General features: G+C 67.2%; 20 protein-coding genes. 12 read left to right on the top strand and 8 right to left on the bottom strand.

The features are described 5' to 3' along the window. Nucleotide 1: 1 nt before the first annotated feature. Together A5698_RS15000 and A5698_RS14995 are read right to left on the bottom strand one after the other, a co-directional pair. Nucleotides 2-1,054 (bottom strand): polyprenyl synthetase family protein, encoded by a 1,053-nt coding sequence (locus tag A5698_RS15000; protein ID WP_068298274.1) that lies wholly within the window; start codon nucleotides 1,052-1,054, stop codon nucleotides 2-4. Next, entirely contained in the window at nucleotides 1,051-1,683 is a 633-nt protein-coding gene (locus tag A5698_RS14995; RefSeq protein WP_068298271.1) for a hypothetical protein, read from the bottom strand. The genes A5698_RS15000 and A5698_RS14995 overlap by 4 nt, the downstream gene beginning before the upstream one ends. Before the next feature lie 85 nt (nucleotides 1,684-1,768). Here A5698_RS14995 and A5698_RS14990 point away from each other — a divergent pair, with 85 nt between their 5' ends. From A5698_RS14990 to arr, 6 genes are all read left to right on the top strand, one after another. After that, the gene (locus A5698_RS14990) at nucleotides 1,769-3,163 is read left to right on the top strand and encodes a hypothetical protein (protein WP_068298268.1); all 1,395 of its coding nucleotides are present in this window, start codon (nucleotides 1,769-1,771) and stop codon (nucleotides 3,161-3,163) included. Nucleotides 3,164-3,504: 341 nt separating this feature from the next. After that, nucleotides 3,505-3,744 (top strand): hypothetical protein, encoded by a 240-nt coding sequence (locus A5698_RS14985; protein WP_067287206.1) that lies wholly within the window; start codon nucleotides 3,505-3,507, stop codon nucleotides 3,742-3,744. After that, nucleotides 3,741-6,941: an ATP-binding protein gene (locus A5698_RS14980; RefSeq protein ID WP_068298265.1), complete on the top strand. Its 3,201-nt coding sequence runs from the start codon at nucleotides 3,741-3,743 to the stop codon at nucleotides 6,939-6,941. The genes A5698_RS14985 and A5698_RS14980 overlap by 4 nt, the downstream gene beginning before the upstream one ends. A 38-nt stretch (nucleotides 6,942-6,979) precedes the next feature. Further along, nucleotides 6,980-8,992 (top strand): FAD-dependent oxidoreductase, encoded by a 2,013-nt coding sequence (locus A5698_RS14975; protein ID WP_084792458.1) that lies wholly within the window; start codon nucleotides 6,980-6,982, stop codon nucleotides 8,990-8,992. Nucleotides 8,993-9,096: 104 nt separating this feature from the next. Beyond that, nucleotides 9,097-9,756 (top strand): M15 family metallopeptidase, encoded by a 660-nt coding sequence (locus A5698_RS14970; protein ID WP_353651820.1) that lies wholly within the window; start codon nucleotides 9,097-9,099, stop codon nucleotides 9,754-9,756. 191 nt (nucleotides 9,757-9,947) lie between these two features. Continuing rightward, nucleotides 9,948-10,376, top strand: coding sequence for an NAD(+)--rifampin ADP-ribosyltransferase (gene arr, locus A5698_RS14965; protein WP_068298259.1), 429 nt, complete (start codon nucleotides 9,948-9,950; stop codon nucleotides 10,374-10,376). Nucleotides 10,377-10,384: 8 nt separating this feature from the next. Here arr and A5698_RS14960 read toward each other — a convergent pair whose 3' ends face one another. Both A5698_RS14960 and A5698_RS14955 read right to left on the bottom strand, forming a co-directional pair. Then, nucleotides 10,385-10,558, bottom strand: coding sequence for a CsbD family protein (locus tag A5698_RS14960; RefSeq protein ID WP_068298255.1), 174 nt, complete (start codon nucleotides 10,556-10,558; stop codon nucleotides 10,385-10,387). 59 nt (nucleotides 10,559-10,617) lie between these two features. Further along, the gene (locus tag A5698_RS14955) at nucleotides 10,618-11,427 is read right to left on the bottom strand and encodes a DUF1206 domain-containing protein (RefSeq protein WP_068298252.1); all 810 of its coding nucleotides are present in this window, start codon (nucleotides 11,425-11,427) and stop codon (nucleotides 10,618-10,620) included. A gap of 123 nt (nucleotides 11,428-11,550) precedes the next feature. Here A5698_RS14955 and A5698_RS14950 point away from each other — a divergent pair, with 123 nt between their 5' ends. The 3 genes from A5698_RS14950 to A5698_RS14940 are packed head-to-tail and all read left to right on the top strand — an operon-like array spanning nucleotide 11,551 to nucleotide 15,869. Then, entirely contained in the window at nucleotides 11,551-11,976 is a 426-nt protein-coding gene (locus A5698_RS14950) for a lipoprotein LpqH (protein WP_068298249.1), read from the top strand. A gap of 52 nt (nucleotides 11,977-12,028) precedes the next feature. Beyond that, entirely contained in the window at nucleotides 12,029-14,320 is a 2,292-nt protein-coding gene (locus tag A5698_RS14945) for an alpha/beta hydrolase-fold protein (protein ID WP_068298245.1), read from the top strand. A gap of 10 nt (nucleotides 14,321-14,330) precedes the next feature. After that, nucleotides 14,331-15,869 carry an MFS transporter gene (locus A5698_RS14940; RefSeq protein WP_231967417.1) on the top strand — a complete coding sequence of 513 codons (1,539 nt, stop codon included), beginning with the start codon at nucleotides 14,331-14,333 and terminating at the stop codon, nucleotides 15,867-15,869. Here the strand turns inward: A5698_RS14940 and A5698_RS14935 are convergent. The 4 genes from A5698_RS14935 to A5698_RS14920 form a co-directional block, all read right to left on the bottom strand. Next, the gene (locus A5698_RS14935) at nucleotides 15,852-17,237 is read right to left on the bottom strand and encodes a WS/DGAT/MGAT family O-acyltransferase (RefSeq protein WP_068298242.1); all 1,386 of its coding nucleotides are present in this window, start codon (nucleotides 17,235-17,237) and stop codon (nucleotides 15,852-15,854) included. The genes A5698_RS14940 and A5698_RS14935 overlap by 18 nt on opposite strands. Nucleotides 17,238-17,294: 57 nt before the next feature. Then, nucleotides 17,295-17,759 (bottom strand): cyclic nucleotide-binding domain-containing protein, encoded by a 465-nt coding sequence (locus tag A5698_RS14930; RefSeq protein WP_067090252.1) that lies wholly within the window; start codon nucleotides 17,757-17,759, stop codon nucleotides 17,295-17,297. A 106-nt stretch (nucleotides 17,760-17,865) separates the two neighbouring features. Further along, entirely contained in the window at nucleotides 17,866-19,416 is a 1,551-nt protein-coding gene (locus tag A5698_RS14925) for a serine/threonine-protein kinase (protein ID WP_068298238.1), read from the bottom strand. A gap of 143 nt (nucleotides 19,417-19,559) precedes the next feature. Further along, nucleotides 19,560-20,108 (bottom strand): YceI family protein, encoded by a 549-nt coding sequence (locus A5698_RS14920; RefSeq protein WP_068298235.1) that lies wholly within the window; start codon nucleotides 20,106-20,108, stop codon nucleotides 19,560-19,562. 126 nt (nucleotides 20,109-20,234) lie between these two features. Here A5698_RS14920 and A5698_RS14915 point away from each other — a divergent pair, with 126 nt between their 5' ends. The 3 genes from A5698_RS14915 to A5698_RS14905 are packed head-to-tail and all read left to right on the top strand — an operon-like array spanning nucleotide 20,235 to nucleotide 22,039. Next, complete coding sequence (locus A5698_RS14915) at nucleotides 20,235-20,489, top strand: hypothetical protein (protein WP_068298233.1); 255 nt, start codon at nucleotides 20,235-20,237, stop codon at nucleotides 20,487-20,489. Between the two features lie 45 nt (nucleotides 20,490-20,534). Then, complete coding sequence (locus A5698_RS14910) at nucleotides 20,535-21,050, top strand: 2Fe-2S iron-sulfur cluster-binding protein (protein WP_068298230.1); 516 nt, start codon at nucleotides 20,535-20,537, stop codon at nucleotides 21,048-21,050. Then, the gene (locus A5698_RS14905) at nucleotides 21,047-22,039 is read left to right on the top strand and encodes an FAD binding domain-containing protein (RefSeq protein WP_068298227.1); all 993 of its coding nucleotides are present in this window, start codon (nucleotides 21,047-21,049) and stop codon (nucleotides 22,037-22,039) included. Before A5698_RS14910 ends, A5698_RS14905 begins: the two co-directional genes overlap by 4 nt. Nucleotides 22,040-22,144 lie beyond the last annotated feature (105 nt).

The raw sequence follows: 22,144 nt of genomic DNA, 5'->3' as shown, positions 1-22,144 counted from the left end.
GCTAACGCCACCTCGCCCACACGTACGGCACCAGGGCACGCAAGAAGTCCAGATCGGGACCGGGGCGAGCACCGGCGAACGCCTGCTCGAAATACTCCTCGGCCACGAGCAGAATGCCTTCGGCATACTGACCGGTGAACTCGATGCTGCCGTACTCGTCCATCAGAGCGCGGACCCGCAGCACCAGCTCCTGGGTTCGCTCGAAGCGTTGTAGCCGCAGATAATCCCGAACGAACTCACGGTCTTTGCCCTGCGCGACAGACAGCAGATGCAGCAGCGCCAGCGTCCGTTTGCCCTCGTACAGATCGCCGAGAATCTCCTTGCCGTAGAGGCGTTCGTCCCCGATGAGATTCAGCAGGTCGTCGCGGATCTGGAACGCGGCGCCGAAGTGGAAGCCGAACCGCACCAGCGGTACGAGATCCGCCGTGCCCCGGGATCCGACGATCGCACCGACCCGCAACGGGTGAATGGTTGTGTACCAGCATGTCTTGTGCATGATCAGCTCGAGATAGTCCGACGGCCCCAGATCCTCCACACCGTCGGCCTGCCAACCCACTTCGAGCGCCTGGCCCTCGAGCGTGCGCATCGCCATTGTGTCGAACTCCGCCCACACCAGGTCGGCGAGATCGCGATCCAGCCGACGGGTCGCCCGCCGCAGCACCTGTCCCGCCACGATGGCCAACCCGTCACCCGCGTTGAGTGCCGCCGCCATCCCGTAGCCCGCCGCCAACGTCGGCCTGCCTCGACGCATCTCGCTGCCGTCGGCGATGTCGTCGTGCACGAGAAAAGCGTTGTGCAGCAACTCGATCGCCACCGCGACGCCGAGCGCGTCGTCGGTGTCGGCGCCGAATACCCGGCTCGCGGCCAAACACAGCGCCGGACGCAACGCCTTACCGGGCCGGGATGGGTATTCGCGCATCGGCGCGTACAGCCAACGGCCCGGCTCCCCATCAGGTAACGCATCCAACATCGAACGCCGGACCGTGCGCGCCACCTCACGCAACCGCTCGTCGACGGACGACACCAGATCGGCCCGGTCGGCCGTGCTCGTCATGGGCCCGGTGCCCGTACCGTGAGAACCACCGGAAGCCACAAGTTGTCGTCGGCATCGACGAGCATCGTTCCGCGGTACACCCCGGGCGGAGTCAAGTCTGAAACCTGCAGTGCCACAGCGATACCGCGGCTACACCTCGGTGGCATCTCCACCATTGACGGGTCCAACGTGAGTTCACGCGCGCTGATCAGCGCGCCACTTCGCGCGAGGAGGTCGCTGCACCGCAACTGGATTCGACCGAAATCGCGATCGGTGCGGTTGTGCACCCACACCACCGTCTCCGCGCGGCCCGGTATCGCCGACTCCAGGACGACGCCTTGCTGCCCTCCCGGACTGGACAGATCGAGTTCGACCTCGCGAGCCCGCCCTCCGCCAAGCAGGAACTGGCCGGCCACCGACCACCATGCGCGCGTCAGCTGCTCGAGATCGGGCGCCCCCGGACGCGGTTCCGTCGTCGCCGCCTCGCCGTCGGTCGGGGCGAGGCGTACGAACCTGTCGACGATCTGGCTGGCCGCCCGGAACCCCTCCGCCTGAATCGCACTCAGCGCGCGGGCATTGGCGGCGGGGTCGAATACTGACGCCCACGGAAGGTCGCCGAGGCTGCCCTCCTCGCCAAACGTGCGGGTCATAAGCCGTTTTACCTCCCCGGCAATAGCCTGCTCGAACAGGCGATGGACGGTATGCTAAGCGCACCCCAGGGGGGAGGAGACGCGAATGGCCACCCTTCACTCTTTGCTCGCACTCTATGGCGCCCTCGACGACACAGTGGTGGCCCGCGACGACCCCCAGGTCACCGAGACAGTGGAGGCGTTCCTGCCGGGCACCACGGGACCGGGACGTCAAGGCTGGTTCAGCGACATCCGGCAGTTCGTGCGCCGACTCTCGGTCGACCCCGATCAAACCGAATTCCCCTCGCGCAGAGAGGCGTTACGCGAGTTTGCCGAGATGCGCAGTACCGTCGCAGTTCAAGAAGAAGTCGGCATCGGACCCGTCGAGATGGCCCGGCTCCTGTACGTCATCGGCGCTCACTGGCAGCTGTCCTCTCAGACCGACGAAGAACGTGAATTGTTTGCCAGTGCACTCTCGGTGGCCGTTCCGGGCGAGACCGGTTCCGTCTCGGAGTCCGGCGGGCAGCAATTGCTCAACTTGTTCGACTCCGACCTCCAAGGCCGCCCCAGCTTCGTGGGAGTCATCGAAGCCGCGGTGGAGCAAGGCCTGGTGAGTGCAGCGGTGCTGTCGTATGTGCGCAGTGTGGAGTTCAGGTACCGCGTCCGGCGGGACGCGTGTGGCGAGTATGCAGTCCTGAAGGTCAGCTATTTCAGAGACCGGCTCACTGTCGACAAAGTCAAGAAGGTGGTCGACCCGCTCAACTGGGACAACTGCTGTCCCTTCTTCTGCGATATGAGCCCCATACCGAAGTCCCCGGACAGCTACGGGTGGAGCAGGGTGCTGGAAAGCATCAGCACCCTGTGCGGCGTTCTTCCCGGCTATCAACTGCGGACGGCGATCAAATACTGGAAGGGCGAGAAAGGCGACGGCGCCTTCATCAACTACGACATCGACGACAACCGGGCCAGCACCAAAGACGACGGCTTCACACTCCTCGACCGCGGTTACATCAGCTTCGAGAAGGAAGAACGCGGCGTGCGCATCAGGACCCTGAAGGAGGTGAAGTTCGCAGGCGTGCCGCCGCTCGCCACCATCATGTTCGCCGTCATCGGCGGATACGCCTCCATCGGGGAGAACATGCTCATCGACTGCGCATTGAACCCGCCGTCGGGCCTCGTCGATTTCACGGCTTCTGTGCCGACCGGCAAGCCCGCCAAGCCGATCGACCCGACAGTCTGCGCCTCGGCGGCCGCGCCGGCGCCGTGCGGGTGCCAGCCATCCTTCCCTCCGTCCGTCACCGAAGCGGTCGACCTGTGGGCCAGCTGCGTCACCGAGGTATCCACCGAATACGCCGGACTGGTGAATCACTGGGCCAAATGCGGTTTCGACCCGGCTGAAATGGCCGAGTTCGGCGCCAAGGTGTCGGCGCGGATGGCGACCGACCCGTGGCGCATTCTTGGTCTCATGCTGAGCCAAACCCCGCAACCCAAGGGGCACTGATGAATTGCAGCTGTTCTGCCCGCGGACCAGTCGGTCGTATCGACGTCGGCGAGCCCAACCCGCAATGCCCGCAACCCCACGACTGCACCGCCACGATCCAACAACTCGTAGATGTCGCCATCAAGGGCAGCCTCGCCTTCACGACCGCCGCCCTCAATTGCTGTTCGTCACAGAAGGTTTGCGCACCCGTCGGTGACTGTGGCTGCGGCTCCGCGCGTTCGGGGAGTTCGGCGAGCTCAGCGAGCTCAGCGGGCGCCGCCGCCGCGCCGCCGCCGCCCAACCGCACCGTACACTCGCAGAAGTTTCCGACCATACGGGTCGAAGTTCAGCGTCATCTCGGCTTGGCGACACCGCTGTCGAACGGCTACCACTCCATACCGGACGATCGGATCACCTTCGTACCCGACGCCGGAAGGGATTCACAGCTGAGGCCGCTCGGCACGCTGGGGCCCACCGAGGTGACCTTCCAGATCAAGGTCGACGCCACCGGACTGCCCGGCTCGGTCTATTTCGGCGACGTTCGGGTGGGCTATCCGGATGGCAAGAGCGACCAAATCGTAAAGGTGTTCATCGAGCTGTGACCGAACGCGATCACCGGCGAGCGGTCGATGAATTGCTTGATCGAGCAGTCCAAGCCATCAACCGCGGTGATCGGGCGACCGCGACATCGTTGGCCGAGCGGGTGTTGGCCGTCGACCACCGAAACCCGGACGCCGAAGACCTCCTCGCCGCACCGACGACCGGCGGTGAACTGCGCCGGCTGACGCTGCTGTTCTGCGACCTCGTCGACTCCACCGTGCTCTCGACCCGCATCGAGCCCGAGGCGTACCGCATCATCGTCGGCAAGTACCGCGATCAGGTGCAGCGCATCGTCGACCGCTACGAAGGGCACATCGGCTCGACGAAGGGCGACGGCCTGCTCGTGGTCTTCGGCTATCCCCGCGCGCACGAGAACGACGTCCGCCGTGCCGTGCAGGCCGGGCTGGACATCACCCGCGACGTGGCCCGGCTCAGCGCACAGGCGCGAGAACGCTTCGGCGTCGAAGTGAGTGTCCGCGTGGGAGTTCACCGCGGGCTGGTGTACCTCGACACCGGCCAGGACGACGTCTACGGATTCGCCGCGAACCTGACCGCCAGGGTGTCCAGCATCGCGCCGCCGGGCACCGTCGTGGTGAGCGACGCCGTCGAACCCCTGATCCGCGACACCTTCGAGCTCACGTCGCGACCTCCGCAGCCCGTGAAGGGCATCGAGGAGCCCGTCGCGCACCACGAGGTGCTCGGCGAACGGGCGATGCCGACGCGAACGCCCCTGGGGCCGTTGGTCGGCCGACGCGAGGAGTTGGCCTATCTCGAGCAGATTTGGGAGCAGGCGCGAGCGGGGACCCTCGACACGGTAGGCGTCGCGTTCGTCGGCGAGGCCGGCATCGGCAAGAGCCGTCTCGCCCAGGCGGCGGTCAACCTCGCCGAACAATCCGGAGCGACCGTCATCACGATCTTCGGTTCACCCTTCCACACCGCCGCGGGCCTCCAGCCCATTCGCGACCTGCTCGAACGCCGTTGCGGCATCAGTCGACTCACCGAACAAGGTGAACGGCTGCGCTTGCTCGAGAAGGAGATCACCGGACTCGGACGCGATCCGTCGACCACGCTGCCCCTTCTGGCCCCGGTTCTCGGCGTCGCCGCCGAGGCGGGTTACCAAGCCGCCAAGGCCGAAGGCGGCAAGCTCTACGAGGACATCGCCGAGAGCGTCTACGACTACCTCATCGCGTGCGCCGGTCAGGGTCCCGGCCTTTTGATCATCGAAGACCTGCACTGGTTCGATCCGTCGACCGTTGATGTGGTCGACAGAATCCTGAGCGCCCGCCTCGGCCGTCTGCTCGTGGTGATCACCGCGCGCGACGCCACCAAGCTGCCCAGCGTGGGCGACGTCAAGATCTTCGACGTCAAACCCCTGACCGACGACGACACCGACGCATTGATCGGTGCGCTCGCCCCCGAACTGTCGACGGATGTGCGGCGATCCGTGCGGCAGCGGTGCGACGGGGTACCGCTGTACGTCGAGGAAGTCGTCACGGCGCTCGACCGCGTACCGCTGTCGGCAGGGCAGAACGGGCACGTCCCCGATGCGCTGTACGAGTCGTTGCTGTCACGGTTGCGCGCAACCCGTAACACCGTGCCGACCGTCGAGGCCGCGGCCACCATCGGCAGAGAGTTCGACCGCCAACTGCTGCTCTCGGCGACCGACCTGCCCGAGGCCGACGTCGACGACGTCCTCGGCGCCCTCGAGGATGCCCGCGTCATCGAGCGGACGAGCGCGGACACCTTCCGGTTCCGCCACGAACTCCTCCGCGAGGTGGCCTACGAGCTGTCACCGCCGAGCGTCCGACGGACGTTGCACGGCCGGATCGCGGCCGCCCTCGACGCTGGCTCCGCCGACGGAAGGCCCGAATGGCGGCTCGTCGCACGGCATTACGACGAGGCGCAGCGGTTCGACGACGCGGCGACGGCCTACCAGCAGGCCGCCTCCGACGCCCGGCGCCGCGGCGCGCTCGGAGAATCCCTCGGCTTCCTCAACGAAGCGATCGCCCGAGTCGAACGCATGACACCCGGCGGCCACCGCGACCGGCGGGAAGTCGAGATCCGGCTCCGTCGAGGCTTTCTCGCGTCAGCGGTGGAGGGTACCTCCAGCGCACAGGCCGCGATCGACTTCGAACGCTGCCTGCAGGTGGTGGGCACCGACCTCACCGAGGAATTTCTGACCACGATGACGGCCCTGTACGGCTACTTCGCCACTCGCGCCGACCTGCAACGCGCCGAACAGGTGCTCACGGCGGTTCGCGCCGGCCAAAAGGGCGACGTCGCGTGGTTCCTGGTGAACAACGACGCGGGCTTCGCGATGCTGGCGTGGTATCGGGGCCAATTCCTCTCCGCCAGGGAGGGATTGGAGTCCGTCGCGGCCCGCACCGACATCGGCGCCGGCGAGGACGAGGCGCACTGGTTCACCCCCAACGAACCGCTGGCCTCGATCTACACCCATCTGGCCGCCGCCCGGCTGGTGATGGGTGATTTCGCCGGAGCGCAAGCCGAGTTCGACCGCACCGCCCGCCGCGTCGAACACCTGGGTTTCCCGCAGGGCCCGTACAGCGCCGCCTACGCGCGGAGCTACGAGGCGTGGATGTACATCGAAGCGGGTGACCTCGACCGGGCCGCGGCGATCGTCGCGGCGATGGCCGCCGACGCCGAACGGTACGGCTTCGACGCGTTCGCACTGATCGCCGCGACTCAGCAGTGCACCGTCGACGGGTTGCGGGCATTGACCGCCGAGGATGTCGAGCCTGCCGCGCTGGAACGGCACATCGGCACCATGACGATGCTCGTCGAAGCCTGGCGCGCAGCGGAAGTGCGGATGTTCCTCACCTTCTACGACAGCATCGTCGCGAGGCTCCTGTCCGCCGCGGGCAGGACCGACGCAGCCCGCGCGCGGCTCGACGCCGCGCTGCAGTTGGCGGCCGACACCGACGTGCACTTCTACGACGCCGAGCTGTACCGCTTGCGGGCACACACCGAAGACGACGCCGCAACCCGAGACCGCTGCCTACAGGACGCTCTCACACTGGCACGCAACCAAGGCGCCGTGATCTTCGAATTGCGTGCTGCCGCCGATATTTACGAGCTGAACGAAGGCTCCGGGCGCGGAATCCTTGCCGACGTCGTCGCGCGGTTCGCGCCGGACAGCACATGGCCCGAGCTGGCCCGGGCGCGAGCCCTGCTGGCGTGAAACGGCCCGGAGGCAAGGTCGCCATCCTCGGCGGCGGCATGGCCGGTCTCAGCGCGGCGTGGCGGCTCAGCGAGCCAGGTTGGCAGAACCGGTTCGACTCGATCACCGTCTACCAGCGCGGCTGGCGGCTCGGCGGTAAGGCCGCGTCGAGCAGAGGTCCGCACGGCCGCATCGAGGAACACGGACTGCACATCTGGCTCGGTTCGTACGAGAACGCCTTCGGCCTTCTTCGCGAGTGCTACACCGAACTAGACCGCGCCACAACCGATCCCGCCGGTCCGATCCACACCTGGGACCAGGCGCTGATACCCGCCGACAACTTGGGGCTGACGGACCGGTGGGGCGACGACTGGCTGACCTGGCTCGGCACGTTCACCCGCAACGACGAGCTGCCTGGCGAGCCGGGTTCGGCCGGGCGTGAGATCACCGCCGTCGGGTTCCTGAGCCGGGCGGCACAACTGCTCGTCGACTTCACCCGCTCGTTGCGCGACACCGAACCGGTCGGGCTCGTCCTCTCGACCTCTCCGCACCTTCCGTCCACCGAAGCCGCGATCGAGTCGGTGCAGCGTGCGGCGTTCGCGGTGCTCACCGTCGCCCTCGAAACCGGGTCTTCGGGAACGCAGCTGCTCGACGACGCCGTCGCCGCGATCGGCCGGACACTCGACTGCGAGCATCGCCCCGACCACAAGCGGTCCTGGCTTCTGGTCTCGCTCGTCGTGGCGGTGGTGCGCGGTCTCATCGTCGATAATCTCGTGACCGACCCCCGCGGTTTCCGCGCCATCAATGACGAGGACTTCGGCCAGTGGATCCTGCGACACGGCGCCCACCCCGACGTGCTGGAGTTCCCGCTGATCCGCGGCCTCTACGACCTTGTTTTCGGCTATGCCGAGGGGGACCCGCAGCGGCCCGCGTTTGCGGCGGGGCTGGCCGTATTCCTCACGGGCTTGGTTCTTTTCGAGTACAAGGGTGCGATCTTCTGGAAGATGACTGCGGGGATGGGCGAGATCGTGATCGCACCCATCTACCAGGTGCTGCGCCGGCGAGGTGTGCGCTTCGAGTTCTTTCATCGGGTCGACCGGCTGCATCTGGACGACTCACGACGACACATCGAGGCGATCACCATGGGCCGGCAGCTCGCGCTGGTTAGAGGTGTCGATGAGTACCACCCGTTGATCCGGGTGGGCGAATTGCCCGTGTTTCCCAGCGAGCCGATCGCCGACCAGGTGCAGGCGCGGACCGGAATGCACACGCTGGAATCACATTTCGGCGACCGTGGCGACGTCGAGAGGCGGGTGCTGCGGCGCGGAACCGATTTCGACCATGTCGTGCTGGCGATGTCGCTGAGCATGGTCGAACTCGTCGCGGAAGAGCTCATCGACGATCAGCCCGAATGGCGCGCGATGACCGAGCACGTGCGCACCGTCGCCACCCAGGCGTTTCAGATCTGGCTGCGACCGGACGAACCGACTCTCGGGTGGCCCCGACCCGGGGTGACCACCAGCGCCTACATTCCCCCGTTTGACACCTGGGCCTCGATGCCGCAGACGTTGTGGGCCGAGGACTGGCCCGCCGACGATCGGCCCGCGACCGTCGCCTACTTCTGCGGCGCCTTCGACGCCCAGTGGCCCGTCGGCGAGCCTCACGACGACTATGTCCGCCGGAGCCGAGACGCCGTACACGCCGCAGCGGTCCGGTACCTCGATCACCACATTGGGTTGTACCTACCCGGTGCGACGACCGCCGACGGCTTCGCGTGGCATCTGCTCTGCGGCGTCAACGGGCATCGCGGCCCCGACGCGTTGGCCACCCAACACGTCAGCGTCAACATCGATCCGTCCGACCGCTACGTGCAATCGGTGCCGGGATCGGACAAACACCGGCTGCGTCCCGACGAGAGCGGCTACGACAACCTCGTGCTGGCGGGCGACTGGACCGACTGCGGCATGAACGCCGGGTGCATCGAGGCGGCGGTGATGTCCGGACTGCAGGCCGCCAACGCCCTGCTCGGTCGCGGACGCTTCTACCGGATCCGCGGCTTCTATCTGCCCTGAATCCGTTGCCGGACACAGTACGATCCGGCCGTGGGCAACTACGGTCGTATCGTCGCGATCACCAGGCTGGCCGCCATCGCCGCGGCGGCCGCGCTGCTTGTGCAGTGCACGTCCTCGCCGCCGCCAGCCGCGCCGACCCCGCCACCGAGCACGACCACCGCGCCGCAGCCCACCGCGCGCCTCCTCCCCCGCCGGCCACACCGGCATCTGCCCATGTCTTTCCCGTCACCGCCGCCGACCTCGGCGAAAGTTGGCGTCCCGGTTGCCCTCTGGCTCCGGAGCGGCTGCGGCGCGTCGAAATCGACTATCTCGGAATGGATTCCCAGACCCATCGCGGAGAGTTGGTCGTACACGAAGACTTGGTGCCCGAGGTCATCGAGATCTTCGAGCAACTGCGCGAAGCGCGCTATCCGATCCAGAAGATGCAGACGCCCGATCACTATCCGGGCGCCGAAGACGAATTGTCGATGCGCGACAACAACACGTCGGCGTTCAGCTGCCGCGGCATCCCCGGATCGGGCAACTGGTCCTTCCACGCCTACGGCCGTGCCATCGACATCAATCCGCTCATCAACCCGTACATCGATGACAGCGGCGGCCTCGAGCCGGCCACCGCCGGCGCCTATCTCGACCGCAGCCGTATCGACCCTGGCTTGCTGCACGACGGCGACCCCGCGGTGAAGATCTTCACCGACCACGGCTGGACATGGGGCGGCGATTGGGAAACTCCCAAGGACTACCAGCACTTCGAGAAGCCCGAATAAGCACCGCGGCAGGGGAATTCAACTTAGCCCGTCGCCTGGACGACGCTTCCGCTGCGGAGGGACTTTTTGGGGGGACAGACCCTGCGAATGTCGTCCCACTCTCACTTTACGTCAGGGGGTGGGGCTTGCGGCAAGGCCCATGACCTGCTGCACAATCGTCCGGCCACGTACACCACGGACGAAGGAGCAGTGTGTCGAACCCGCCAAAACCGTTCGAAGTCCACGAGTCTGGTGCCTACCTTCACGGCACCAAGGCCGACCTCACTGTGGGTGATCTGCTGGTGCCCGGGCGCCCGTCGAACTTCGAAGTCGGGCGCATCTCCAACCACGTCTACATCACGCAAACTCTGGACGCCGCCACCTGGGGCGCCGAGCTGGCGGCCGGCGAGGGACGCGGCCGCATCTACATCGTCGAACCACTGGGCGAGGTCGAGGACGACCCCAACGTCACCGACAAGAAGCTGCCCGGCAACCCGACACGGTCCTATCGCACTCGCGAACCGGTGAAGGTCGTCGGCGAGATCACCGACTGGGTGGGACACACCCCCGAGCAGATTCAGGCCATGCTGGACGGCCTCGAGGACCTCCGACGCCGGGGAATGGCCGTCATCTACGACTGAACCCGGTGCTACTTCTTGAACGCGTCCTTGATCTTCTCGCCGGCGTCCTTGAAGTTGGACTTGGCCTGGTCGCTGCGGCCCTCGTCGCGGGTGCGCGCGTCGCCGGTCAGGTTGCCAACCGCTTCCTTCGCCTTACCGGCGAGGTTGTCGACCTTGTTCCTCGCCTTGTCCGCTGCGCTCACGTTGTTCCTCCTCGGGCTCGACTTCCGCCCGGATACCTCACCGGTCTGGACCGGAAACGTCACATGCGGGAGTAGCGGGCCAGCGCGAAGCTGTACAGCCCGTACGCCGCGAAGCCCGCAGCGGCGACGATCAGGATCGCCGGACCGTAGTGCGCGCGACCGAGCGCCTTGACCGCGCCGTCGAGGCCCGTCGACTTGGTCGGATCGCTGACATAGGTCGCGACGACGATCGACATGCCCGCCGCGAAAAGGACTGCGCCCTCGGCGACATGACCGCACACACCCAGCACAGTGACCAGCCGGCCACATGGCACCGTGAGGTCCTTGAGGAACTTCCGCGACGCGCCCTTGTGCACGAAGTAGGCCCCGATCACCGCGACGAACAACCCCGCGAGCACCAACACCGCCTTGCCGCCGTCGGACTGCATCAGCCTCGCGCTCAAGCCGGCGGTCTGCTCACTGCCGCGCTTTCTCGCGCCCAACGCGGTCTGGATCGCGGTGAAGGCGACCGCGCAGTAAACCAGACCCAACCCAAAGGCCCTGAGCCGGTTCATGAGTGGAGAGTCCCGTTTGTGCGCCTCCGTGCTCTCGCCCGGATGCAGACCCAGCACCGTCTCGGCGAACCGCCACATCGCCAGCGCGATCAGGCCGACGGCGACGATCCACAGCGAGAACGTCCCACCGCCCTCGGTGGCCAGTGTCGCCAGGGCGCCGGACTGGTCGGCCTCACCGCCGAAGCCCATTGCGATCCGCACGATCGTGTACGCGACGAGCAGGTGCAGCGTCCCGCTGACCGGATATCCGGCACGCGCGAAGAACTGGACCACTCGACTCTCGGTGGCCTCGTTGACTGCGCCCTTGAAGCTCATGCTGGCGCGGGACCGCCTGACACCCGGCTTTATTACCCGGGCCGTTTCCTGGCGAAACGACGATGACGGCCCTCGGTGGTGCCCGGCCGCGGTAACCTCCCGAGGCCAGGGTGGAGGTGTCTCATGCGAATCCGGTCGAGTGCGTTACCGGTGTTGGCGACGGTGGCCGTCGTCTCGGGCTGCGGTCTGGTCGGGCCGACGCCGTCGGAGGAACCCGCCCAGTCCGGCCGAATCGTCATCGACGGCAACGGCGTCGACACCCAGTCGGTCGAGTGCACCCAGCATCAGTGGTCGATGCAGATCGACGCCAAGGCGAAGACGGGTAGCGCGAGCGTGTTCCTGGAGCTCGGTGGCGAGAAGCCGGTGGTACGGACGGTCAACATCGAGAACGTCAACGAGATCAACGGCTCGCTGGGCGGCGACGCCGGTAAGGCCGAAGCGACCACCAGCGGCAACGTCTACACCATCTCCGGCACCCTCGTCGGCGCCGACGGGAAGCACCCAGGCCAGTCGCGCACGATGCCCTTTCAGATCAAGGCGCCCTGCTGAGAGTCGGGCCGTAAGTCCCCGCGGTCCGCCGCACTCCTCCTACGTTGGGGTCATGTCCCTCATCGACCTGGCGCTGCTACCCGTTCGCATCGGAGTCCGCGCAGCCGAATCCCTCTTGAAGGCCGTCAAACCGCCGGATGCCGGTCCGCCACCGGACCTCAAAGTCATCAACGGCATGCCCGAGGGCGTGCCGGCCGCCGCACTGCGTCCTGAACCGAAACTCCCCGCACCGGACGGCTGGCCATTCGGCGAAGACTTCCCCCGTACCTGCGGCACCGGCCGCTACGCCGACGGCACGTTCTTCTGGACCGATTTCCTTTACGACGACCACGGTGCGACCGGTCTGCTCGTCGACATCCCGACCGGTGGACTGGTGCCCCCGCGCGGCACCTACGTCTACCCCGACGGACCCGCGGCCCGCAACGGTGCCGACATCTTCCGCGTCGCGATCGGGCTCACCGACACCCACACATGGTGGCGCGTCGACTGGAACACCCTGCTCGACGCGTCAATCCCTATAGCGCTGTTCGCCTTCGACACCGACCGCACCGCCGCGCCCACCAACGAGTGGCCCGCGAAGGCCGGAGTCACCTCGGCCGGAATCGACACCGCCCTGCTCATTTCGGCCAAAGGCGCACGGCTGATCGACCTCACCACGCAGTCGTCGACGCCGGTCGAACACGTCGTCGACATGCAGTCCCGGTCTTTCCTCGCCAAGGTGCCCCGCAACCTGGTCGAACCGGAAGGCACCTGGACCGTCCGCCTGGCCGCCGGGTTGGCCGACGACACGGGCGACGCGTTCGCCGACGTGCCCGCCACTCGCGGTGCGCGGCCCGGCCAGCCGAACGTATACAACGTCGCCTTCCGCACTCATCAGCAGGAGAAGGCGCACCTGAACTTCTGGTCCGATCAGGCACAAGCCGCCGCGCTCAGCGACGGCGACGTCACTGAATTCTCCGTGGCGCTCGCGTGGGACCGACTCGCCGATCGCGTCACCACCGACGAGCCGCTCGTGCGTGGGACATCGACCCGGTGGTACGTCTCGTCGGTCGAGCTGGGCCAGGGTGTCGCGAAGACGAACATCTTCAGTACCGACCCGCAGTTTCTAGGCCGTGTGCAGCCGTACTCGGTTTGTCTGCCCTCCACCTATACGCCCGGCCGCACGCTACCGCTGACGTTGCTGCTGCACTCACTTGCGTTGGGCCAGAACCAGTTCGCGGCGATCGACCCGCGGCTACTCCATCAAGTCTGCGAGGACCGCGAATCGGTGGTGGTCACACCGCTGGCCCGCGGACCGTCGTGCTGGTACTTCGACGAAGGTGAGCTCGACGTGTGGGAGGTGTGGGCGCGGGTGGCCGAACAGCTCGGCACCGATCCGAACCGCACGGTGGTCTCTGGCTACTCCATGGGCGGCTACGCGGCGTACAAACTGGGACTGACCTACCCGGAAGTGTTCGCACAAGCCGTCGTGCTGGCCGGGCCTCCGGTCTGCGGCGTGCGACTCCTGCCCAACGTCGACGTCCCCGGAAACCTCGATCCGAACTCCCACTGCGCCCGCGCGGGCGACACCTGGGAGCTACTGCCCAACGCCCGATGGCTTCCGTTCGTCATCGCCCACGGTGTGCTCGACCAGCTCGTCCCGATCGCCTCCGTGCTGTCACAGGTGCTCGAGCTGGACCGGTTGGGCTACCGGTACCGGTTCACCGTCTACCCCTTCGAGGACCACCTCACGTGGGTCCTCGACGACGAGTTCGACGATCCGATTGCCCACATGGGCACGGGGCTTCGCCAACCCGATCCCGGACACATCACCTATGCCTGGTATCCGGAGCTCGTCCGGCCGGATCTCGGCCTTGGCCCGCAACATGTTTGGTGGATCTCGGATCTAGAGGCCGATCCGGGCCTGGCGGACAAGCGTGGCGCGGTCGCATCGGTCGACGCGCGGTCGTACGCGCGCCCCGACCCCACCCGGACGATCCGGCGCCACCGGGGCGTGGAACCCGACCTCGACCTGTCCCCCGGCCTCTACACCGAACTGCTGTGGCGCACAGGCGCAGCCGTCGAACCGATACCTTTCTTGACGCTGAAACTCACCGGCGTCGCGGGCATCACCGTCGACGTGGCCAGGGCCGGGCTGGCGTCGCTGGACACGTCGACCATCGACGTCTCGACCGACACGGTCACACGCGTCGAACTGGCGGCGCTGCCCCCAGATATCGCGGTGTTGCTCGACGGCGAGCCGACCGGTCCGGTTGTTCACGTGCCCGTCGGGCGGCACACCATAGCGCTGACCGCCGCGACGGTCCCCTCGAAAGAGGTGATGGCGGCGCTTCTTCGCCGGTAACATCCCGCGCGTGCCGGACGGTACTCGTGTCGACGCCGAGCAGCGTCAGGTATCGGGGCTCGCCGCTGTCATGACGGTCATCGCGATGGGCCTCGGCTATGCCATCGCGATCGGCGACCCGACCACCTTCTCGGCCAACCTGCAACTCATCTCGACGGGCCTGGGAATCAGCGGGACCACCTCCACGTTCGTCGCAAGCCTGGCCACGCTGACCATGGCGGCCGCCGTCCTCAGCGCCGGCGCGCTGGGCGACCTGTACGGCATGCGGCGTATGTACCTGCTCGGGATGGCCGGGGCCATCGCGTTCAGCGTGCTCGCCGCCGTGTCGCCCGTGCCGGTCGTGCTGATCATCGCGCGGGCGGGCGCGGGCGTGATGTCGGCGTTTCTAATCGGGCTCTCGCTCGCGATCACCAACGCGGTATTCGCGCCGGGGCGGCGGGCCGCGGCGATCGCCGCCTACTTCGGCGTGGGCTACGCCGTCGCCACGCCGATGCCGGCGATCAGCGGGATGCTGGGCCACGCGATCGGTTGGCGCGCCTGCTTTTTCGTCGTTCCGATCGTCGGCGCGGTGGGCTTGCTCGTCACGTGGCGGTTCGTGCCGGAGACGGTGCGCGCGGTGCGTCGCCTCGACGTGCTCGGGATGGCGTTGTTCGCCGTCGCCCTGCTGGGGCTGATCTTCGGCGTCTCGCGCATCGAGACCGGCATCAACGCGGTGGGTCTGGTCGCGATCGGCGTCGGCCTGCTGGCCGGATGCGTTTTCGTCGCACAGGAATTGCGCACGAGCGATCCCGCACTCGACATGCGGGTGTTCCGGACGGGCCGGTTCAACGCGGCCGTCGCCGCCGGGGTCATGTTCAACATCGTGCTCGGCGGATCGATGGTGCTGCTGTCGTTCTATCTCGTCACGATCCGCAAGGAGTCGCACGAGCTGTTCGGCCTGCTGCTGATCCCCGCCACCGCGTTGGCCGCCGTCGCCGCCACCTCCGCCGGACCCACCGCGAACCGGTTCAGTCCCCGAGCCGTGATGATCACCGGGCTTATGGTCATGCTCGGCGGGTTGCTGACGATGCGGTTCTACGACCTGGACACGACGCGCACGACGGTGTTCGTCACCACCGCGCTGATCGTGGTCGGCGGCGCTCTGGTCACGACGCCGCAAGCCATGATCATGATGAGTAGCGCGCCCGATGATCTCGGCGGCGCGGTGTCGGCGGTCAAGAGCGCGGTCAACGAGGGCGGATACTCGCTCGGGCCCGCGCTTTTCGCGCTCGTGGGCATCAACCTGTTCCTCACCGACAGCGCGCACGACCTGTCGCACTCGGGGATCACGCGCGACGAGACGCGCGAGGCGCTGCTGACCGTGCACGGCGGTCACGGCGCGCAGCTGGTGAACCCCGAGCAGGCGCGGTTGGTGGTCGAGCAGGCGCCGCACAACGCCGTCGACGCGATCCATACGTTGAGCTTGATCATGGCCGTCGGTCCGATCGCGGCGATCGTCCTGGCGCTGTGGCTTATCAAGCCCGCGAAGCGCTCAGCAGGCGGCCAGTAGCTCGTCGAGCGCGGTCTCGAAGCGGTCGGCCAGATCCCAGAGGTCGTTGACCAGTTTCCGGCACGAGATGATCCCGATGTTCAGCTTGCCGCCCAACGACATGACCGTGATGTTCAGGCCTGAGCCGTGGAAGATCGGACCCAGCGGATAGAGCGCCTTCATCTCGGCGCCCATCGCGTACAGCTTGTCCTGCGGCCCAGCTACATTCGAGATCACCACGTTGTGGATCGCCGCGCGCTTGAGCGGCGTGCGGGACAGCACGTCCATCGCCATCCCGAACAGCGCGGGGGGCAGCGCCTGGGTGACGTCGGCGAGCAGCGTGGGAGCGATGTCGGCGCTGTGAGCCTTTGCGCGAGAGCTGGATTCGGCGATGGTGCGCAGCCGCTCGGCGGGATCCTCGATGTGGGTCTGCAGGTTGTTGAAGAAGCCCGAAAGCTGGTTGCGGCCGGGCCGGTCGGACTTGTCGTGCACCGACGCCGGGACCACCGCGATCAGCGGCTTGTCCGGAAGCTCGCCGCGCTTGAGCAGGTACTCGCGCAGTGCGCCGGCGCACAGCGCCATGACGACGTCGTTGACCTTGACGTCGAACGCGTTCTTCACCTTCTTGACGTCGTCGAGCTCGAGCTGCGCCACCGCGATGATGCGGTCCGAGGAGATCTCGGCATTGAACACCGTCGCCGGAGCCGAGAACGGGGCGGCCATCGCGTTGCCACTGCGCGCGCGGGTGATGGTGCTGACGAGTGTCTGCATCGTCGCGGGCACCGCCCGGGTGAGTTGCAGCGGACGCATGAACGCGCGGACCAATCCGCCGGCGGCGATCTCGAACGGCTTCGCGCCGCCGAAACCCTCGACGGGTTCGGGTGCCGCGCCGTCGGGTTCGAGGTCGCACAGCGTGCTGATCAGGTTGGCCGCCGACACCCCGTCCACCGCGGCGTGGTGCACCTTGATCAGCAGTGCGACATCGCCGCCGCTGAAGGGGTCGGTTTCGGAGATGCCTTCGATCACCCACATCTCCCACAGCGGCTTGCTGCGGTCGAGCGGTGCGGCCGCGATCCGTGAGCAGACGTCGACCAATTCGTTGCGCCCGCCCGGTGCGGGTAAGGCGATGCGGTGCAGGTGGTATTCGAGGTCCAGATCGTCATCGTCGACCCACACCGGATGATCGAGGTTGAGCTGACTGTTGGCGAGCTTTGCCCGTAGTTCAGGCAGTGCCTTCAACCGCGTGGCCAGATGGTCGCGGGCTCGCTCGAAGTCGTAGCCACCGGGAACGGTCGACGTGTCAAGGCAGGCGATGGAACAGACATTCAGTGGGACACTGGATGATTCGCTGTAGAGCATCGTCGCGTCGAACGCACTGAGCCGTTCCATAGACGCGGCGTACCCGGGTTGACACTCGCGTCAAACCATGAGGGAGGTTAGGTTCGGTCAGCTCTGTTCAGCGGCGGCTTGCGGAGCGTGACGGGCGACGGTCTCGTCCATGGCCTTGCGCAGCGCCGGCATCTCATCGACCAGGCGGGCCAGGTCGTCGCGGTTGATATGCAGTACCTCGGCGCGTCCCGTGGTCGTCACGGTCGCGTTGCGCAGTGAACCGCGACGCAGCACCGACTCGCCGATCACCTCGCCGGGGCCGACGACCGCGATGCGGTTGTGACCGACGTACACGCCGACCTCGCCGTCGAGCAGGATGTAGCAGGCGTCCGACGGGGTCTGCTCCTGGATCAGCGGCCACGGCCCCGAGGTGGACGTGCGGTGCGCCGCTTCGACCAGGCGTCGTAGGTCGTTGTCGGAGAATTTGGAGAAGGTTTCGAACTCCCGGAGCCGGCGGGCGTCCTGTTCAATTTCCTGTCTGCGAGCCTGTTCGCTCTCGCGGGCGTACTTGCGGTTGTCCATGTGGATCCCCGATCCGAGACGTGTCCCTGGCCGAACGGTAGCCGACCTGCGCGATTTGTGTGCGTAAACGAGCGCTCAGCGCGCGTAAATGCACACAAATCGCCGGTTAGCGGGCTGCGGAGCCGTACTCCAGCGCCGGTTCGGCCGAATCGACCTTGCCGTTGCTCGAGATCGTCAGCAGGCCGGGCTGCACGTCGTAGCGTGCCCCGTCCGCCGGATTGGTGGCCACGAACCCGCCGCCCATCTTCTGCGCGTTGAGCTGGACGTTCGCGCCGTCGCGCAGACGCTCGCCGCGGTACTGGTACGTGCCCTGGCCGGTCTCGCAGATCACCGCCAGCGACTGCGACGTGCGGATCGCGGCGACCGGCGTGCTCCCCGACTCGCAACGCGTGGTGTGCCCGATGAACCCCTGCGAATCGGTGCCCGAGACGCCGGCGATCGGCGGTCCGCTTGTGGTCGGGGTCGGGATCGTCGTGGTCGTGGTGGTCGACGGTGTGGTCGTCTCCGTCGTGGACGGGGACGTCGTCTCGGTGGTGGTCGACGGCGGCGCGGCCAGCCGCGTCTGCGGCGCCGAACCTCCGTCGTTGTTGCTGAATACCAGGACGATGGCCAGCACTATCGCCACCGTGAACAGCGCGATCGTCGCGGCCACCAGGCCGATCTGCGTCGGGGTGAAGCGCTTGCGGTTCGCCGGTGGCGGCGGCAGCGGCGCGTACGCCGGCTGATGGCGGGTGCTCACCGGGTTCGGGTCGACGGCCGAGAACTGGCGCGTCGACGGCGCCGGCGGCGGAGGCGGCGCGACCGGGGTGGTGGGCGGCGCCTGCTCGGTGGCGGCCGCCGCGGCCCTGGCGAGCTCCCCGGCCCTCGCGAACCGGTCCGTGGGCTTCTTCGCCATCCCGCGTTCGATGACCTCGTCGAACGCCCGGCTGATGCCGCGGCGCATGATGCTCGGCCTCGGGGGCGGCGAGAACAGGTGCGCCCCCATGATCTCGCGCAGATCGCCGGAGTCGTACGGCGCACGACCGGTCAGGCATTCGTAGAGCAGGCAGGTCAGCGAGTAGATGTCGGAAGCCGGGCCGCCGCGCTCGCCGCTGATGCGTTCGGGCGCCATGTACGCACACGACCCGATCACCAGGCCGGTCTTGGTCACCGTCGCTTCGCCGCCACCGTGGGCGATGCCGAAATCGACGAGATAGACGAAGTCGTCCTGGGTCAGCAGCACGTTCTCGGGCTTGATGTCGCGGTGCACCAGCCCGTTCGAATGCGCGGCGTCCAGCGCAGACGCCACCTGCGTGATGATCGACACCGCGCGCGTCGCCGGCAACGGGCCGTTGGTCCGCAACAACTCCTTCAGACTGGCGCCCTCGACCAGGCGCATGTCGATGTACAGCACACCGTCGATGTCGCCGAAGTCGTGAACGGGGATGACGTGCGGTTCCTGCAGGCGCGCCGCGACGCGCGACTCGCGCCGGAAGCGTTCCTGAAAGTTGGGATCTGCCGCCATATCCGGACGTAGCAGCTTGATGGCCACGGTCCGTTCCTTTGCGGTGTCCCACGCGCGGTAGACCTCGCCCATGCCGCCGACGCCGATCAGAGACTTCAGCTCATACGGCCCGAATCGCGTGCCCAGACGGGAACCGCCCTTCGGGGAGCTCACATGCCATCCTTTCTCTTTTCGACACCAGCGCAGCAACCAGTGGTGTTCCCGCAACGCCGTCTTACGTAACCCGCTCCCCGCAGCGGGTATCGCCGGCGACTCCGATGTCGCAGCAGCACAGGCGATTTCCTCAGTGCGCCAGGTTACCGGCTATTTCGTTTCGCGGTGAATGCGACGGTCACAGCGTCGGCGACCTTCATCGAGCCCATCAGCATGGAGTACGGCTTGAGGCCGAAGTCGGAGTGGCGCACTTCGGTTTCGGATGACATGCGCCACACACCGTCGATGTCCTGCACGGTCAGGTCGACCTCCTGGTCGCGCGTCTTGCCGTTGATCTGCAGCGTGCCGGTCAGACGGTATCCGTCGCGCGTCTTCTCGATGCCGCTCGTTTCGAACTCGATCCGCGGGAACCGCTTCGCATTCAGCACTTTCAGCGCGTTCGACCGCACCAGCGCCTTCTCCGGACCCGTCAACGGCGTCACGCCACCCTCGCCGCTGCGCACCTCGAGCGAGTCGACCTCCGCGGTCAACGTCGCCTCGGAGGGTTCGCCGTCGGACCACCCCACCGTCGCATGCCAGGTGTTCACGGCGATGGTCAGGCGATGACCCATCTTTGCCGCACGGCCTTCAACGCCGGTGCGGATCGTCAACTCACCGTCGGAGGGATCCAGGTTCCACGTTTGCGGGGACATGCGTCCATTGTGCGGAGCACTCTTCCGGCTTGTGACTCTCGGCGTCTTGGGGAGGCCTTTCGTCACTGTCGCCGGTGTCCGGCCAACACCAGACTCAGCCGTGAAGACAGCGGAAGGACGCCAGCGATGACCACAGTCACCTGCCCGGAATGCGGCGAGAGCGTTGACGAGAAAGAGATTCAGTGGGTGACGAACGCCGAAGGCGGCGTCATGTATCGCCTGCCCTGTGAGCACATGGTCGTCGGCACCCTCGAGAACGGCGCCATGACCTACGGTCCGGAACACGTGGGGCTGGACTTCTCGCGGCCCAAGCGCCACCACCATCACCATCTGACCGACGAGCTGGAAAAGATCCTCGGCAGGAAACCGCACGAGGAGTGACACCCGCGGCCGTTTCACCAGGCCCGGCACGGGTACCTGCGTGCAATGGAGTCCGCCCACTTCACCGATATCACCGTGTGCGTCGACGGCACCGAGCACGCCGTGACCGTCGACAACCGCGTCACCCTGCTCGACCTGCTCCGCGAACACCTCGGCGTCACCGCGCCCAAGAAGGGCTGCGACCACGGCCAGTGCGGTTCGTGCACGGTCCTGCTCGACGGTCGCCGCGCCACCACCTGCCTGGCATTCGCCGTCGCGCATGACGGCGCCGAGATCGTCACCGCGTCCGGCCTCGGTGACGGCGACGCACTCCACCCGGTCGCCCAGTCCTTCCTCGACCACGACGGCTTCCAGTGCGGGTACTGCACGCCCGGTCAGATCTGCTCGGCCGTCGGCATGCTCGATGAGTTCAAAGCCGGCCAGCCCAGCGTCGTCACCGTGGAGCTCGAACAGACGCCCGAACTGTCCGATGAAGAGATCCGCGAACGCATGAGCGGCAACCTCTGCCGCTGCGCCGCCTACCCCAACATCGTCGCCGCCATCAGCGAGGCCGCCCGATGATCCCCTTCGACTACCACCGCGCCACCAGCGTGCAGGACGCCGTCACCGCCGTCGCCGACCGCCCCGACGCCGTGTTCCTCGCCGGCGGTACCAACCTCGTCGACCACATGAAGCTCGGCATCCTCGAGCCGTCCCTCGTCGTCGACGTCGGCCACCTACCCCTCACCGACGTCGACCAGTTGCCCGACGGCACCCTGCGCGTCGGCGCCGACGTCCGCAACAGCGATCTGGCCGCGCATCCGGTGGTGCGCAGCCGCTACCCGGTGCTCGCCCGCGCCCTGCTGTCGGCCGCGTCCGGTCAGTTACGCAACCTCGCCACCACCGCGGGAAACCTGTTGCAGCGGACCCGCTGTGTCTACTTCCAGGACGTCACGACGCCGTGCAACAAGCGCAACCCCGGCGACGGTTGTTCGGCGATCGGCGGCTACGTCCGTTATCACGCGATCTTCGGCGCCTCCGAACACTGTGTGGCGGTCCACCCTTCGGACATGGCCGTGGCAATGGCCGCCCTCGACGCGTCGGTCGTGTTCGTCGACGGCTCCGGTGAGCACCGTGTCCCGTTGACCGAATTCCACCGGCTGCCCGGTGACCGCCCCGACCGCGACACCGAACTGCCGCCGGGCGCTCTGATCACCGCGGTCGACATTCCGCCGCCGCCGTCCGGTGCTCGCTCGACGTACCGCAAGGTGCGCGACCGCGCCTCGTACGCGTTCGCGTTGACGTCCGTCGCCGCGGAGCTCGTCGTCGACGGCGGTTCCGTGAGGAGCGCCCGTATCGCGCTCGGCGGCGTCGCGCACAAACCGTGGCGAGCCCGTCGCGCCGAAGAGACGCTCGTCGGCGCGCTCGCCACCGAGGACACGTTCCGTCGAGCGGCGGACGCGGAGCTGGACCAGGCGCAGCCGTTGTCCGGCAACGAGTTCAAGGTCGAGCTGACGCGCGGCGCCATCGTCGCCACACTCGCCGCGCTGACAAACGGAGCGCAGCGATGACCGCGCTGGAACCCCGCACCATCGGCACCCGCGTCACCCGCCTCGACGGCCCGGCCAAGGTCACCGGGACGGCCCCCTACGCGTTCGAGCACCGCGTCGACGCAC

The sequence above is a fragment of the Mycobacterium sp. E136 genome, assembly GCF_001666865.1.
Lineage (GTDB): Bacteria > Actinomycetota > Actinomycetes > Mycobacteriales > Mycobacteriaceae > Mycobacterium.
The sequence above is the reverse complement of the archived record's forward strand: the minus strand, read 5'-3'. Positions and strand labels throughout refer to the sequence as shown.